Consider the following 16,304-nt stretch of genomic DNA (forward strand, 5'->3'; position numbering starts at 1 on the left):
TCAGGACTTTATATCGGGTGACGCGATGCGTGCGGCAGTCCATTCCTCGACGCAATCGACAAATCGAGCGTACGCACTCGGCCATACGAAATTTTCCAGTTATGGACACCGAAATTAATGAGTACCCTCGATGGGACAAAATCCACGGCGATCATTTTTGCGGCTTGTCGAGAATTCGGTTGTCCGCGCAATTTTTGAACGCATGGTTTGCTGCGCTTCGGCGATTCGCATCATCTTGATATTCGATCGCAACAATTTGCTGCCGATGAGATCAGCAAGATCGTAGGGACCGTCGTCATGACGGTACACAGGGAGGTGGAGATAAAGCGGTGTGTTTGTTTAGGGAGTAACGGAGGAGCCCGGATCGTCCGGGCCCAACGGCTACAACAACTAGCTTCTATTGGGAGAAAAGCATGGAATCAAAGAGCCATTTCGCCGCACGTCGACTCATCAAGATCGCCGTTGCAGCAAGTCTTGTCTGCGCAGCCTCTGTTCCCGCCGCCTTTGCGGCACCCACGACCGCCATTGCCGATCAGGCACAGGCTCCCTCGATGGTGCAGGCGCAGGCCATTCAAAGCTGGCATGAAGACATCACCCGCATGTCGACCCCGGCCGAAGGCTGCTTTCAGGCGACCTTCCCCAGCATTCTCTGGAAGCAGGTGTCCTGCTCGCAGGTTCAGTCGTTTTCGCACCCGCTGCCGCGACGCCCGGACGCTCTCACCCGGTTTGCCGTACAGAGCGCGAGCGCAGGTAGCGTTGCCGGCGGCACGCAGACCACGGGTAACGGCGACGACTACGCCATCGAAACGGCCAGCCTGATCAGCAGCGCCACCGGCACCTTTCCCTCGGTGACCGGCGTCACCTCCGAAAAGGGCGTGGGCGTCGCGGCCTTCGGCGGCGGCGGCATCCTGGGCGCGAACGAGTACACGCTGCAGGCGAACTCCAACTACAACAAGACGACGTCCGCGTGTAAAAGCCATTCGGGCTGCACGGTCTGGCAGCAGTTCATCTATTCGCCGGACTACAGCACCAAGGGCAAGGCCGCGGTGTTCATCCAGTACTGGCTGCTCGGCTACGGCGGCAGCAGCTGCCCCAGCGGCTTCGGCAGCGACGGCTCCGGTGACTGCTACAAGAACAGCGCCGCCGTGACCGCACCCGATGTGCCTGCCACCCAGCTGGCCAACCTCAAGCTTTCGGGCACGGCCACCAGCGGCGGCAACGACACCGTGGTGTTTACCAATGGCACCACCGCCTATTCGCTCACCGCCAAGGACAGCGTGCTGAATCTGGCCACCGTGTGGGACCAGACCGAGTTCAACGTCGTCGGCAACGCCGGCGGATCGGAAGCGGAATTCAACTCCGGTTCGTCGATCACGGTGAAGCTCGCCGTCGCCGATGGCAGCACCGCCACGCCGACCTGCGCCGCCAACGCCGGCTCCACCGGCGAAAGCAACAACCTGAACCTTGGCAGCTGCAGCGCTGTCGGCGGCTCGTCGCCGTATATCCAGTTCACCGAGTCGAACTGAGCGATACGTTCAACGTAAGCCGATGAAAAAAAGCACCGACGGATGATTCCGTCGGTGCTTTTTTTTATTTTCAGCGGGTTCGTGACCGAGCAAATGGATGGCCAAAACTATCGGATAGCGCAGTGGCCCCTGTACGCGACGAACGCCTCGTCGCTGTTGGGATACGTTACCTTTCGAGCGCTTTCTCGGGATGGCTGGCCAGGTAAGCCCGCATCTCCGCCACTTGCGACCTGAACTCCGATCGATCGCCAAAGTGATCGATAAAGTAATGGATCGTTTCGTAACGCCCGTCCAAGTTGTGATCCATTTGATTGCAGGCGCGCACGATATAGCCATCCGGAATATCCGGATAACGGCTGACCAAGGTATCGGCCAGTGCTTCGGCTTTTTCGGGCTGGTGTCCCGCATGGTTGTACAAATCGCCCAGCTCGGCCATCGCCCGTTCGGCATCCGGATCGCGCTGGATGACGGCAAGAAACGCGGCCTCCGCCTCTTGGACATGGCCGGTCGACGCATAGATATGGCCGAGCTTCGTGCCAATTGCACTGTCGCCGGGAAAGCGCCGCGCCGCTTGAGCGACACTTTCGATGGCGCTCTTGGCATCGCCCAGTTTCATCATTTCCTGGGCGCGCCACTGCAGCGCATCGGCATCCCTCGGTTGAAAGCGCAACGCCTCGGAATACAGTTCGATCGCCTGCGTCGGCGCTTCATCGTAAATCTTGCCGGCAAGATCTATCAGATCGAGATAGGTGAGATTTTTATCGGCAGCAGACATGATTTGCTCCGTCTCGTTCCACATAGTCGGAGCATCGCTGGAGGTCAGTCGGTTGACACGCGGCATGCCGGCGACCATGCGAAGCAGCGGGTTGCGTTGAACCAGCTGTTCGACTTCTTGTTTCTGCTCACGTTCGCCGCCAAAGGCACGGCCCCACTTGGGCTGTGCCTGATTCATCATCTGCGTGCGAATGGCAAAGTTCGACGGATCGACAGCCAGGCCGCTTCTCGCCGCGCGATTCATATACTCGTCGTCGCCTTCAAGGGCACCGGCGTAGATCATCGACTGATAGGCTGTCGTCAGCGTCGGCAAAAGCGCCACGGCGCGATCCAGATCGCGCCGTGCCGAATCCAGCTGCTGACGCATACCGATGACCTGATCGTCACGAAGGTTACGTGCCCAATCGTCGCCGCGCGCCTGCTGAGCGGCATCGAGGTATTGCATGCCGCTGGCCGCCAATGCAAAGGCGCTGTTGGGCGCTTGTTGCTTCCACGCATCGATGATTTTTCGCGTTCCATCCTTGGCCTTGTCGAAGCCTGCGGCATAAAAAGCGGCGTCGAGCGTTCCAGGCTGTTTGGGATCGTGCAACGCGGTATCGAGATAGCCCTGAAACGACCGATCGACCCGATCGGCCTGATTTTTTTGCAGCAACGCGTCGATGTCAGACAGTTGCAAAGTATGGCGGTTGCGCAACTGGCAATAGGTCGCGGTGGTTTCACCATTCCAGTGCGTGGCCGGCAGATCGGGAAAACGCAGGCATCGTTGCAGCGCGTCGGGGATGTTGTCTGCCTCGCGGACGGCGGCCATAAACGCCCGATAATCGACCGAGGCCTGCGTGGCTTCGTTGCGGTTGGCCCGTTCGATCCAGAAACGCCCGATGAGAATGGCGGCCAATACCAAAAGCAAAAGCGCGAGCAGGCTTTGCCTGGAAGGATGGGCACGCTTTACATGATCGGGCCGGCCCATGCCCCTGCGATTCGAATAATCCATAACGCCCCCTGTCCTTGAACACGCTTCGCCCCATGGCTGCTGCCGTTATTATCGGCGACTTTCGCAGCCTCGTTCCACCACCGCCAACGGCTGTTCTGGTGCAGCAGCGCAAGGCGAAAGTGCCTGATCCGGCCTCTACGTTTTGTGCTTGATAGGGTCGACCAACTCGTCCGTCGGGCTGCAGTTTATTCCGATAGCTTTTTACCACCGCTCTTTTCAACGCCCGCAGACCAAGGCAATACCTAGTCGACCCACGCCGGGGGATTTTCTTCCTCATCGCGGAAGCGGGCGGCGATTTGCAGAATTTCCGTTTCGATCGCGAAGAAAGCATCGAGCACGGCCGGATCGAAGGTCGTCTCGTCCAGTTCGCGCATCAACGCCTTGGCGCGCTCGTGCGGGAAAGGATCCTTGTAGCAGCGTCGGCTGATCAACGCATCGTAAATGTCGGCGACCGCCATGATGCGGCCGGACAGTGGAATGTCCTGACCCCGCAATCCATCCGGATAGCCGGTGCCATCCCATTTCTCGTGATGCGTGGCGGCGATTTCGCCGGCGATCAAAAGAAAGTTATCGCCTTCGATGTGTTCCGCCATGCTGTAGATGATCTTGCGGCCGAACTCCGCATGCTGGCGCATGATTTTCATCTCATCGGGCGTCAACGGGCCCGGCTTGAGCAAGATGTGATCCGGCACGCCGACCTTGCCGATGTCATGCAGCGGCGCCGAGAGAAACAGAAGGTGCATGTATTCCTTGTTCAGCGTCTGCGGGTGCTGGCCGGTGCGCCACAACCGTTCGGCAATCGCGCGCACGTAGTGTTGCGTGCGTTTGATATGCGCACCGGTCTCCGGGTCGCGGGTTTCGGCCACGGCGGCCATCGACTCGATGGCGACCTGACGGGCGTTGTCCAGCTGCCGGCGCCAACGCTGCGCGCGGCGCTGATCGACGGCGAAGCGAACCACGAAGGACAGCACCAGCAGCACACCGAGAACCAGCAGCGGCCCGCCTATCGGCAGGAACAGACCGGCGCGAACAAACACCGCCACAACCGTCGCAAGCAATGCGGCGATGGATAACACGAAGAGCGACGCCAGCAGTGACAGACCGCAGCCGGCAACGAATAGCGCGGCAAACACGAGGGCCAGCAGCAGACCGAGAACCAGGGCAGCCTTGCCGCCCCACACCGGCAGACGTACCGATTGATCGTCCAGGATGTTCTGCGCCATCACCGACTGAATTTTCAATCCGGAAAAATCCCGATCCACTGCCGTGGGATGCATATCGTGCAGACCGACAGCCGACGAGCCGATGAAGACGATCTTGCCGCGCAGCGCCGCGGGCTGAACGCGACCGCCCAGCACATCCGCCGCAGAGAGGCTGGCATAGCGTTGCGACGAGCCGTTGAAGCGCAGCAGCGCGTCGCCGCGCCGGTCCACGGGAATGCGGTGCGAGCCGATCCGGATCGACAACCCGTCGGCACCCGATTCCACGCGGCCCGAAGCCACGCCGAGCGAACGCATGGTCGCTGCCAGCGCCAGGCTGGGATGGACGATGCCGTTGTATTCGATCAGCAAGGGCAGCCGTCGCAACACGCCGTCGTCATCGAAACGACTGTTGACGAAGCCACTGATGCGCGTCTGCGAGGCGACCGCATCGATGCTTTGCAATACCCCAGTCGCTCGATCGAGCGACAGCAGGTTCAGGCGACCGACAAAGCCGACCCCAGGGCGTAACGGGCCATCGGAACGGCTCGCGTGGTCGAAATAGAAATAGCGCGCGCCGACGACATCGTCACCCGCCATCACCTGGCCGAGATAGCCGTCGTTGTCGAGCAAACCGGCGGGCACGCCGTTGAACGACACATCGATGCCGAAGTCGCGCTTGAAGGTTTGCCGGATGTCGGCCAGCGAGGTGCGATCGGCTTCGGAGAACACGATGTCCATCGCAATGGCCGACGGATGCCCGGCGGCGATGCGCTCGATCAGCTGCGCCACGCGATAGCGCGGCCATGGCCACTGCCCCAGCGCCGACAGGCTGACTTCGTCGATATCCACCACCACGGTGCCTGCCGCGGGAGCACCCGAGGCGGTATGCACCAGCAGGCTGTCCAGCACAGACCGGTCCAGGCCGGTGACCGGTGGCGCGTTGAACAGCCCGGCGAGTCCGACGACCAGCGCGATCGACAGCGCCCCCAGCAGCACGAGAATGACCGAGCGTCGAGACATCCGCACATCTGAGGTAATCGGCTTCATGACTGGCCCGCGTTACAGCACGACGATTTCGGCCCGCCGGTTTCGCGGTTCGCGAACGCCGGGCCCGGTCGGCACCAGCGGCGCCTTGTCGCCGAAGTAGCGTACGTCCATCGGCAGCTTGGGATCGATCTGCTTCAACAGGCGAGCTACGGCCTGCGCACGCTGCGCCGACAGCGCCATGTTGTACGCGGCAGTACCCGATGAATCGGCGTAACCGTAAACAGTGACTTCGGTCGGGCTGCGATCGCGCACGGACTGCAAAACCTCAGGCAGCTGCTGCTTGGATTCCGGCGTCAGCGCCATGCTGTCGAACAGAAAATTCAGCGTAAAACTACGCGGCGGGGTCGGCTGCGCATCGAGCAGCGCGCGATGGTCCTTTTCGAACGCCTGGCGATCGCTGGCCCGCGGCGCGCCGGGTGCCGTCGACGACTCCACCGCCACCGTGTCGAAGGCCCGGTCGATACGCTGCTGGCCCTGCGCATCGGACACCGTCACCGCGCCGACGTGACCGCTCTGGTCCGGCAGCAGGGTGACCTTAGTCGCGCTGGAGGCGGCGCAGCCGGACAGCACGCCGGCGGCGGCCAGCAGCACAAGCGCAAAAAACCGCACTGTCATACGTTGAATATCCATGGGCGGCTCAGTTCACTTCGATCAGAAAGCGGGTACCGCGGACGCCGACGGTGGCCTTGGGCGTCTCGACCGATACCGACTGCGGCGACAGCTTGCCGATCTTGCCGGACTCGTAGATCGCCGAGCCCTTGCTGAGGTACAGCGAGAAAGCGAACTTGTTGTCCTTCGGCGCAAACACGTAGTTACGCACCAGAATGTCGGCGCCCGCTCCCAGCGTCAGCAGCGTACCGTCGCGGAAGACGATGGCGGCCGATGCGCCGGGCGCCGAGACGAGGCGGTCGGAAACCTGCAACGTGTTGCCGCTGGAGGCATCGAACGTCTGTTGCCCGCGGGTCACCTTGACTACGCCGATCACGCTTTTGACCAGGGCGGCATGATCGGCAATTTCGTCTGCTATCACCGGATCGGCAGCAACCGACGTGGTCACGGGCTTCTTTTTCGCATGACCGGTAGCGTGAACCGGCATCGCCAGGCAGACGAGCCATGCAACTCCCAGCAGGCACAGATAGCGTTTCATTCAATCCTCCATTCGGACCGGCCACGATGGCCGGTAGTCCGTTACGTCGATGGACGACGCCAAAACGGTGCGCATCTCGGCGCGGATGTCTCAAAGCTTTCCGCCGCATCATGCCAACCGGTTTTCAAACCGTGTGAGCTCCCCCATCCCCCGCCGCCGCTCCCTTCACACTCCACCTTCCCCACCAGCGTCATTCACTGCCGCTGCGCGTCGTCACGGCGATTTCATCACCGCACTTCCCGGGCGTAGCGAACGCATCACGAGTTCTGGAATAAACGGCGCAGCCTTCCTTCTGTCGCCTCGTCGGACGTCGCGACCGGTGCAGGCAAAAGCGAGGAGCCTCTTCCCGGGATGATTAATGCATGACCGGTGCCAATCTGTAAGAACCTGCCCGAACCGACGTCCTGCCGTCGACAGACACGCCGACGGAATCCCCGAGCGGGCCGGTATCGCAGCGGTCGCAACCGAATGAATCGCGCGGTCTTGCTTGAGAAAGCGCGCGTCGGCCCTAATCCTGTGAAGTCCAAGACTCAGTCCAGCATGCGTCCATGTTCAACAAATTCAGAAACTGGCGCATCCGACGCATCGTCGCTCGACATCCCATCGACGAGCCGCTCTGGCAGCAGGCGCTGCAGCGCTGTGCACCGGCACGTCGGTTGGGCGCGTCCGATCAGGCGGCGCTGCGCGTGCTGGCCACGCTGTTTCTGGTGCGCAAGTCGGTAGAGCCGGTAAAAGATCTGCCGCTGGACGACGCCGATCTTGTACTGCTCGCGGCGAACGTCTGCGTTCCCATTTTGAAACTGGGCATGGACTGGTACGACGGCTGGAGCAGCATCATCGTCTATCCGGACGCCTTCATGCCCCGCCGGCCGAAAATCGATGCCGCCGGCGTGGTTCATCAGAGCGACGCCCTGTTGGCCGGCGAAGCGTGGGGCCGCGGCCCGGTGATCCTGTCGTGGTCCGAAGTGCTGCACGGCGGAAACAGACCCGGACACAACGTCGTCATCCACGAAATGGCGCACAAGCTCGACATGCTCAACGGCGACGCCAACGGCTTTCCGCCGTTGCATAAAGGCATGGATCATCACGTGTGGTCGCGCGTCTTCTTGAGCGCCTGGAATCATCTGAAAAATGAGCATCACAACGGCATTCATCTGCCAATCGATCCGTATGCGCTGGAAAGCCCTGCCGAGTTTTTCGCCGTCGCCAGCGAACAGTTTTTCGAAGCACCGGCAACCCTGCACGAGCATCTGCCGGACGTCTATCGGCAGCTCGAGCTGTTTTACAAGCAGCACCCGCTCTGAACGCTCGACGTCCCGAGAAAAAGCGACAACGCACCACAGGAGATTCCGGGCAGCGACATCGCTCACGGATGCTGCTGCGCCCAAACGGTGATCCGCTCCGCCAACGGGGTATGCACGACCGCCGCCATGATCGGGTTGGCGACGACGAAAATCAGGCCTGCGATCACGGTAACGGCGAGCGGGCGTCGCCAGGTGAACACGTCGAACACCAACAGCGCCACAATCATGCCGAGCGGAATCACACCGATAAGCGCGGGATGGCTTTCCATAAACGGGATGCGCCCCAGCGCCGGCGGCATCAGCATCACGTTGGCAATCAGCATGATCCGCTTGTGCACTTTGGCGTTGTGGCGCTTCCGGATCGCCACCGCCACGAAAGCGCCGAAGATGAGAATGCCGATGACGTTGTCGATCAGAAACGACGCCGGCGTAAAGAATGGCGGCAGCACGGCCGCTCGCCGCAACGTACCGAAGGGCGCCAGCACACCGAGCACCACCATCAGTCCGGCAATCACGGCGCCGAGCACGCCGAGCCGTCGATGAAGCCGGACATGGCCTGTCGAGATCAGACTCGACTGAATGACGAAAAGGACGATCCACGTCGAAAACACCGCACCATGCAGATGCACCAGCAGGCTCGGCAAATGCGCAAACACCGCGCCCTGCAAAAAGTAGCTCGGCGCAAAGCCGACCAGCACGATCACCAGCATCAGCAAAGACATGGCGGTGAAAAAAATATCATCCGCACGCCTCGCCCCCGAACGAGCAACCAAGCTAGCCATGGCATGTCCTTACATGAGTTGGGAATGTAGGGGACCGGAACTCAGCTGCCGTCCCTCGGGACGCATGGAAGCGTTATGACAGAACCGAAGCCAGCCAGCCAGTGACCTTTACGCGAGAGCCAAATTCCGCCCCTCGGGGCGGGTGAGGCAGTCAGCACAGAGCTGCACGATTTTTGCACGCGGCCATCGAAGTTCTACTATGCCTCAGGCAGGCACGGCCAAGATCGGCTGACCGCAAAAGCACGCTGCGCTTTGACAAAGCGCGCGCGCACGCCAGTTTTCTGAAGCCCCCTCACAGGATCCCTCGCATGAAAAAAACCGCCCTGGCCTCGGCACTCGTCTCGCTCGCCGGCCTCGTCTGTGTTGTCTCGCCCGCACTTCGCGCACAGAACGCCGATGCATCGAAGATCACGCCCGACATGATCCAGACCGCGTCGGATATTCCCGCCGATTGGAAGCAGCCGCAGGGGGGCTTCGACTACGTCAAGCGCGACGTGATGATTCCGATGCGCGATGGCGTGAAGCTGCACACCGTGATCATGATTCCGAAAAACGCGCACGGCCTGCCGATGCTGCTCGAACGCACGCCGTACGACGCCAGCGGCATGGCACCCAACAACAGCCCGCACATGGCCGACGCGGTGTGGTCGGGCGACAAGGACTGGGCCGACGGCAGCACCATCCTGGTGTGGCAGGACATCCGCGGCAAATACGGTTCCGAAGGCAAGTACATCATGACGCGCCCACCGGTAGGGCCACTCAACCCGACCACCACCGACGACACCACCGACGCCTGGGACACCATCGACTGGCTGGTAAAAAACACCAAGGAGTCGAACGGCAACGTCGGCATGATCGGCTCGTCCTACGACGGCTGGACAGTGGCCATGGCTCTGCTCCACCCGCACCCGGCGCTCAAGGCCGCCGCGCCGGAAAGCCCGATGATCGACGGTTGGATGGGCGACGACTGGTACCACTACGGCGCCCTGCGCCAGATCAACCTCGACTACTTCAGCGGCCAGACCAGCAAGCAGGGCGAAGGCCAAACCATCCCGCGCGACAGCTACGACGACTACAGCAACTTCCTCGACGCCGGTTCCGCCGGCGCCTATGCCGAGGCCAACGGCTTCAAGCAGCTGCCCTGGTGGAACCGCTTCTCGGCCCACCCGGCCTACGACGCCTTCTGGCAGAACCAGGCGCTGGACAAGCTGCTCGTCGCGCATCCCTCCAACGTGCCGACCCTGTGGCTGCAAGGCCTGTGGGATCAGGAAGACATCTACGGCGCCGTGCACGCGTGGGAAGCGCTGAAAACCGCCGGCCACGGCAGCAACAACCACCTCGTGATGGGCCCCTGGTGGCACAGCCAGATCAACCGCGACGGCTGGAACATGGGCCCGCTGAAGTGGCCGGGCAACACCACTGCACAATTCCGCCGCAGCGTGATGATCCCCTGGTTCAACCACTACCTGCGCGGCACGCCGCTGGCCAAACCGCTGCCCGAGGCGATGATCTACAACCCGACCGAGCAGCACTGGGACGATTTCACCGACTGGAAAGTGGCAAGCAAACAATCGCTCACGCCGCTCTACCTGCAGGCCGACAAGGGCCTGGGCTTCGAGCCGCCCAGCGGCAGCGGCGACAGCTACGTCGCCGACCCGGCCAAACCCGTGCCTTATCTGCCGCGGCCGATCCCGGCCAAGAACGAAGACGCGTGGCGCACCTGGCTGGTGCACGACCAGCGCTTCGTGGTCGATCGGCCCGATGTGCTCAGCTACACCACGCCGGTGCTGAGCAAAACCGTGCGACTGGAGGGCGCACCGATCGCCGACTTGTTCGCCAGCACCACCGGCACCGACGGCGACTTCGTGGTCAAACTTATCGACGTCTATCCGGGCAGCGATCCGAACGACCCCGCCATGGGCGGCTACGAGCTGCCGATCTCGCTCGACATTTTCCGCGGGCGCTATCGCAAGAGCTTCGCCGAGCCGTCACCGATCCCGGCCAACCAGGTGCAGGAATACAAATTCCGCCTGCCCACGGTGAACTACGCGTTCAAGCCAGGCCACCGCATCATGGTGCAGATCCAGTCCAGCCTGTTCCCGCTGTACGACCGCAACCCGCAGACCTACGTACCCAATATCCTGTTCGCCAAACCGTCGGACTACCAAAAAGCGACGGTGACGATCGAGCACGGCGCGGACGGACGCAGTGCGGTGCTGCTGCCGGTGGTATCGGACGCGGCGAGCGGGCACTGAGTCTGCGACCTATCCCACACGAAAGGCTGCCAGCCAATGCAAAGGACCCGATCCGCACTCACATGCGAGTCGGGTCCTGCAACGTTAATGCTTATGGAGCAACAAGATATGGAATCACCAACCCTCACCTTTTCCGCGCTCGATGCACAGATCCAGGCGCTGCCGGAATCCCCGTCCGATAACACTATTTTTCCGAAGAAAGCCAAATGGGGTCTATCCGCCGCCGCGTTTGGCGCACTGATTGGCCTCCTGAGCGTCAAGTTGCTGCCGAACCACGCGACCACCGTGGTCATCGCCTACATCAGCTTGACTGTGGAAATGGCCGGCGTGCTCGTAGCCGGCATTTCACTGATACCGACGAAGTGGCCGACGTTTGCCAATGAACGCCGCGATTTCGCCGAGCAACTGGATTTCGATCTTCCCCACCATCTGGCCCTCGTCGAGTGGCTAAGAGCATTCCCATTGGATGAGCGCGAAACGCTGAGCGAATTCGTCAGCTATCGGCATGAGCGAATGAAAGAGAAACTGCCCATGCTTACCGGCAGCATCGAAAAGCTCGGCGCCCTGCCCATCGTCGTCGCGCTCTATCTGCAGTTCAAGGACATGCAATGGCCGCCCCACCCCGGCTGGATAGAAATTTTTCTGATCTTCGCGCTGATTTTCGGCTATTGGCTGAGCGTGAGACAGATCAACATCCGACTGCGACTTCAACTCTACGAAACGTTACTCAGCAAAGCGATCGCGTAAGCCGTCACTCTTCGGCCAAGGCAAGGCCGCTTCAACGAGAATCGGACATCGCGCGAGCCAATCGGCCGGACGTCCCTTTCCACCGGCACGCCGCGCGCCCGCTTTTCAACCGCGCCCGCTCAAGCGCTCGGCCACTCGCCCAAAGTCTGCGCCTGTTGCACGTAGCGCTGAGCCAGAGATCGCGCGAAGTCGGGATGCTCGCGGATGTAGGCGGCCTGGTTCGCCAGTTCGCCCCAGCAGGTCAGCTCCTGCGTTTGCCATTGGAGATGCGCGGCGATATCCGACATGACATGCGGAGCTAGCCGGTCGCCGAACTCCCGCGTCGCCAACCGCATGACCTGCAGAAGCGCCGCCATACCCTGCAGCTGCGTCTCCACCCTGCGTTGCGCGGCATAACGGATCGCGATCAGCCGCTGCGTGCTGAAGCGGGCCAGGCCGGTGCCGACCACGGCATCCTCGGCGAGACCCTGCAGGTTGCCGAGCAGCTCGGCGAGCGTTTCGCCATAGCGGCTCTCATCCTCGATCGCCGAGTCCGTCGGCGTGGCGGCTTGGTTGTCGTTATCGATCAGTTCCATTGATGCATGTCCCTATCTCATTCGCCTGCACGATATGAGTTCACTGGCATCTCCTTGTATAGGAGACAATTCGTCGTTTAGTCATTTCTTAAAGTCACTTATAGTTACTTTTTATACTCCTATAGCTTGTAGCGATCAACATCCACTGCATGGATGCTTTGGCCCATGGGCAAGGCATCCAAACCATTGAGCGCGCGCGACGTTTTTGCGAGAAACTTGCGCCAGAGCCGGCGCATGAAAGATTTGTCGCAGGAGGCCCTGGCTCTGCAGGCGGGCCTGAGCCGCACCTATGTCTCCGAAGTCGAACGCGGCACGCGCAATATCGCCATCGACAATATGGGTCTGCTGGCAGAGACGCTTGGCGTCTCGCTGCGCGATCTGGTCGACCCCGGCATGTTCAAGGTGCTCGGAGAGAACTAGAAAAACGTTTGCCGGTTTGCCTGCTCGTAAAGCCTGAAACGCCCGTTGCAGGCCTGCGATCAGAGGCGACTGCAAACCCAGCCTCCGCGATCGACGATCGCAGATACCCAACACGCACACGGGCCAAACGCGCGACGCGCGCAAGGCATTCACTGTCGATAACTCACCAGCTGATCGCCACGCCTTCCGTTGCGCCGTGTTGCGTGCGCGCATCGAGTTCGGCATTGGCGGCGGCGTTGCGGCAGCCGTCCGCGATTCAGGGGAACCCTGAATGAAAAAATCGGTCTATAGTGGCTGGCCGCAAAACGCGCTGACGGTGTGCGCGTGTTTCGTGTGGGTAATAGGCTCTTATAAGGCAGTGTCATCGAACGTTCCGAGCAGGCCCCACATAAAAGCCATGGCGATAGTGCCCGCGGTCTGGCACCACTGGACAGCGAAACGCGCGAGACCCTGGCGCGCGGCCGCTGGCGGCAGCCATCGCTGACACGTCCCACGCTGGCGCTGGTGCTGACGTTGGTGTTGGTACTGCACGCGCTGTTCGCGCTGGTGCTGTGGTACGCCATGCAGGCCAAAGTATCGAATCTGGCGGCAGCGCCGGTCGAAACCGAGCAGGCGCTGGTCGTGCGTTTTATCGACCACCCCAGCGCACCGGCCGCCGCGCCGCCGCCCGTGCAACCCGCGATAGCGCCGCCGCAGGCACCGCCACCACGCGTGCGACCGGTGGTGAAAGAAAAGCCGCATCGCGATGCGATGGTGGTGCAGGATCATGAAGCGGCACCGCCGCCAGCAGCCACGCCGCCCGCTTCCAGTCTGTTTGCAAAAGACGGCTCTGTGCGGCTGGCGCCCACGCAGACCGACTACGCCACGACGAACCCCAAGATCAAACCGGCCAAGCCGACTGACGACAGTCAGATCATGCAGCACGACTACAACCAGATGCACACCAAGACCACCCGCTTCGAAAAATATTTTCCGCCGCCGAACGAAACGGCCGGCGGCAAAGTCGGGCGGCACGTCGGCGATGCGATCAAGGCAATCGCTGCCAGCATCTGCGACCCCAAGAAACCCGGGTTCAATCCGCTGTGCGGCACGCCGCCGATACCGCCCTCGCCGAAGGATGGCGACGAGCGCCTCAATATGCCGGCGCATTCGCTGGCCGAAGATCCGAACCCGCCCAAGCCGCCGCCGCTGTCGACCTGCTTTGCCGAGTACCGCAACACCAAGCCGCTGTCGTACGGCTGCCCGATCGATACGCCCGACCTGGCCTTCAAGGCCGAGATGCGCGAATGCATCGACTTGTTCAACGCCGGCAAGCGCCTCAAGCCGTGGTGCCCGGCCGATACGCCCAAGCGCGCCGCGGCGGAAGTATCGGCGCCGGCGGCTTCGACGAGTGCCGCGCCGCACTGAGCATGGATCGAAGCCGGTCGGCACTCGCCCTCGTCGTTCACGACGTCAGCTTTCGCAAACCAGGCAAGCTAAGGGGCGCCGACCCGGTTAGCTCCTGGCCCCGTATCTTTCGCCGATCAAAGCTCCGGCACGTCGCCCGACTCGAACAGCACGCGCGGCGTGCCGTAGTCGCCGCTGTCCTCGTCCACGTCCATGCTGTAGGCGACGACGCCGGCATGCTTGCTGGCCAGCAGCCCGGCTCGGCGTGCCGCCTCATCGGCCGTCTTGAACTGCAGCACCTGCCCCGGTTTCAAACCGTTCTTCACCCGGTCGAACGGCTGCACGACGTGGATCGTTTCCATAGGTTTTCCCGGGTGGTGGCGTGCGTGAGTGACTCGACGATCGGCAAGCGGTGCCGCGTGCTTGTCGTTATAGAGAGAGCGCATTCTGATCCAAAATTCAGAGCGGCGGTTTTTACCCGGCAAACGCAGAGACGGCAAAGCGGTCAAAGTCGTTCCAGGCGCATCGCCCTTACCCGAGCCGCGTATCGCTGCATCGACAGCCTGCCCCATCGAGCCTGGCATCGACAAACTCCGTTGACCGTCCGCCCAATTGAAGCCCTTGTAGACCGAAACGGTTTAGCTGCGCCCACGAGCCGGAGTCATAGGGAACATCGTGACGCATACCGCAGCGTAAATCACACCGCGCCTAGAAAACGACGACCGTGCACGCGGCCGTATATCTCGCTAGCCAGCCGACCGGTTAGGCCAGCTCCAGGCGATTGCCGCCCTGGGCTTTGGCACGGTAGAGCGCACGATCGGAAGCCGCCAGCAGACCCGCCAGGGAAGACGCATCCTGATCGAGCTGCGCCAGGCCCACGCTTACGGTGGCCGCCAGTGGCATGCCACAGACGCCCGCCGCCGCGGCCGCGGCAAACTGTCTGACCAGGGCTTCGCCGATCTGGCGGGCCTCCTCGCCATGCCGGCCAGGCAGCAGCGCCACAAACTCCTCGCCACCCATGCGCGCCAGCACCACCGGCTCGCCCAGAACGGTCCGCGCCGTGTCGGCGAAGGCCTGCAGCACCGAGTCGCCGGTGTCATGGCCGTACTCGTCATTGATCTGCTTGAAATGATCCAGATCGAACGCCAGCAGCGACAGTGGCCCCCGCGCATGCTTCGCGCGCATCAGCCGCTCGCTTTCCTCGAAAAACCAGCGCCGGTTGCCCAACCGCGTCAGGTAGTCCGTGCGCGAATCGCGCAGTAGTTCGCCATGCGCTTCCTCACGCACCAGCCGCAGCACCGCCATCGGCAGCACCACTGAAAACAGCACGCCCTCGTACATAGTCAGCCAGCCGGCCAGCAGCAGCCCAGCGGGCCCGTGACGAGAGACCCACCAGGGCAGCAGGGAGCAGCGCAAGGCATACGTCAGGGCGTGCACGGCCATCACCGCGGCCACAATGTACCGCGCGCGCAGCTCCCTGTCGGGGTCGATGCTCAGGGCATCGCACATGGCCAGTACGCAGATCAGCGCGATCGGACCCGCACTCACATACATCCACATGGCGGTTTGCGCCTGCGGCCCCGCCAACAGCCAGGACGCCAGCATAAGCAGCCAGAGCGCCAGCGAGGCGATCAAGTGACGGCGCCCGACAAAACAGGCCAGCCCATTCCACACCAGCAGGTAGCCGGCCACGATGACCAAGTTGGCCGACGCTGCGCCAACGCCGCCGAACAGATGATCCCGAACGGTCGCGATCGTGCACCCCACCGCCAGCGTGGTGTAGCCAATGGCCAGCAACCTCAGCGGGCGGCGGCGCGCCGAGTTGATCTGCGCCTCCCACAGCGTAAGCGCCGCACTGGCCAGCAGTGTCCCCACCACGAGGTAATAAAGCGTTGGAAGATCAACATGCATCGGCGGCGTGCAGGGATACGCCGCGTTATCAGCGACCGCGTCATTTTACGATGAAAACCTGGGCACAGCACCGTGAGCATGCCCATGCCATGCTGGAGCCGAGATCAGGGATCCGGGGAAGAGCCTGATCACATGGGCAGCACCGTTTGCGTATTCCGATCGAACCCACCACCGATTCCACACTCAAACCGGCCACCCGAAATGCTCTCAAACCGGCCAGCCCTGGGGCGCAGGACC

General features: G+C 62.1%; 14 protein-coding genes. 6 read left to right on the forward strand and 8 right to left on the reverse strand.

The features are described from left to right. The first annotated feature begins 413 nt into the window (after nt 1-413). Entirely contained in the window at nt 414-1,526 is a 1,113-nt protein-coding gene (locus HDE76_RS07025) for a hypothetical protein (RefSeq protein WP_179482838.1), read from the forward strand. 166 nt (nt 1,527-1,692) lie between these two features. Here HDE76_RS07025 and HDE76_RS07030 read toward each other — a convergent pair whose 3' ends face one another. From HDE76_RS07030 to HDE76_RS07045, 4 genes are all read right to left on the reverse strand, one after another. Next, complete coding sequence (locus HDE76_RS07030) at nt 1,693-3,291, reverse strand: tetratricopeptide repeat protein (protein ID WP_184506278.1); 1,599 nt, start codon at nt 3,289-3,291, stop codon at nt 1,693-1,695. Between the two features lie 242 nt (nt 3,292-3,533). Further along, a complete protein-coding gene (locus tag HDE76_RS07035; protein ID WP_184506280.1) occupies nt 3,534-5,513 on the reverse strand; it encodes a CHASE2 domain-containing protein in 1,980 nt (659 codons plus the stop codon). 39 nt (nt 5,514-5,552) lie between these two features. Then, nucleotides 5,553-6,170, reverse strand: a complete 618-nt coding sequence (locus HDE76_RS07040; protein WP_184506282.1) for an OmpA family protein — start codon at nt 6,168-6,170, stop codon at nt 5,553-5,555. A 7-nt stretch (nt 6,171-6,177) separates the two neighbouring features. Beyond that, nucleotides 6,178-6,687 carry a FecR family protein gene (locus HDE76_RS07045; protein ID WP_221262322.1) on the reverse strand — a complete coding sequence of 170 codons (510 nt, stop codon included), beginning with the start codon at nt 6,685-6,687 and terminating at the stop codon, nt 6,178-6,180. A gap of 548 nt (nt 6,688-7,235) precedes the next feature. Here HDE76_RS07045 and HDE76_RS07050 point away from each other — a divergent pair. Next, the gene (locus HDE76_RS07050; RefSeq protein ID WP_184506284.1) at nt 7,236-7,991 is read left to right on the forward strand and encodes a M90 family metallopeptidase; all 756 of its coding nucleotides are present in this window, start codon (nt 7,236-7,238) and stop codon (nt 7,989-7,991) included. Nucleotides 7,992-8,053: 62 nt separating this feature from the next. Here the strand turns inward: HDE76_RS07050 and HDE76_RS07055 are convergent, their stop codons facing one another. Further along, on the reverse strand, nt 8,054-8,713 hold the full coding sequence (locus HDE76_RS07055; protein ID WP_221262323.1) for a hypothetical protein: 660 nt from the start codon (nt 8,711-8,713) through the stop codon (nt 8,054-8,056). A 368-nt stretch (nt 8,714-9,081) separates the two neighbouring features. On the opposite strand from HDE76_RS07055, the gene HDE76_RS07060 reads away from it, so the two are divergent. Both HDE76_RS07060 and HDE76_RS07065 read left to right on the forward strand, forming a co-directional pair. Continuing rightward, nucleotides 9,082-11,028 (forward strand): CocE/NonD family hydrolase, encoded by a 1,947-nt coding sequence (locus HDE76_RS07060; RefSeq protein ID WP_184506286.1) that lies wholly within the window; start codon nt 9,082-9,084, stop codon nt 11,026-11,028. A gap of 93 nt (nt 11,029-11,121) precedes the next feature. Further along, nucleotides 11,122-11,775: a hypothetical protein gene (locus tag HDE76_RS07065; protein WP_184506288.1), complete on the forward strand. Its 654-nt coding sequence runs from the start codon at nt 11,122-11,124 to the stop codon at nt 11,773-11,775. Nucleotides 11,776-11,894: 119 nt separating this feature from the next. Here HDE76_RS07065 and HDE76_RS07070 read toward each other — a convergent pair whose 3' ends face one another. Continuing rightward, on the reverse strand, nt 11,895-12,350 hold the full coding sequence (locus tag HDE76_RS07070) for a hypothetical protein (RefSeq protein ID WP_184506290.1): 456 nt from the start codon (nt 12,348-12,350) through the stop codon (nt 11,895-11,897). A gap of 165 nt (nt 12,351-12,515) precedes the next feature. Here HDE76_RS07070 and HDE76_RS07075 point away from each other — a divergent pair, with 165 nt between their 5' ends. Beyond that, nucleotides 12,516-12,770, forward strand: coding sequence for a helix-turn-helix transcriptional regulator (locus tag HDE76_RS07075; RefSeq protein ID WP_179482854.1), 255 nt, complete (start codon nt 12,516-12,518; stop codon nt 12,768-12,770). 504 nt (nt 12,771-13,274) lie between these two features. Continuing rightward, the gene (locus HDE76_RS07080; RefSeq protein WP_184506292.1) at nt 13,275-14,177 is read left to right on the forward strand and encodes a hypothetical protein; all 903 of its coding nucleotides are present in this window, start codon (nt 13,275-13,277) and stop codon (nt 14,175-14,177) included. Between the two features lie 116 nt (nt 14,178-14,293). On the opposite strand, the gene HDE76_RS07085 is transcribed toward HDE76_RS07080, so the two are convergent. Further along, nucleotides 14,294-14,518, reverse strand: a complete 225-nt coding sequence (locus tag HDE76_RS07085) for a hypothetical protein (protein WP_184506294.1) — start codon at nt 14,516-14,518, stop codon at nt 14,294-14,296. Between the two features lie 400 nt (nt 14,519-14,918). Next, a complete protein-coding gene (locus HDE76_RS07090; protein ID WP_184506296.1) occupies nt 14,919-16,067 on the reverse strand; it encodes a GGDEF domain-containing protein in 1,149 nt (382 codons plus the stop codon). Nucleotides 16,068-16,304 lie beyond the last annotated feature (237 nt).

Origin of the sequence: Rhodanobacter sp. ANJX3 (assembly GCF_014200755.1) — a bacterium.
In the GTDB taxonomy this organism is placed as follows: Bacteria; Pseudomonadota; Gammaproteobacteria; order Xanthomonadales; family Rhodanobacteraceae; genus Rhodanobacter.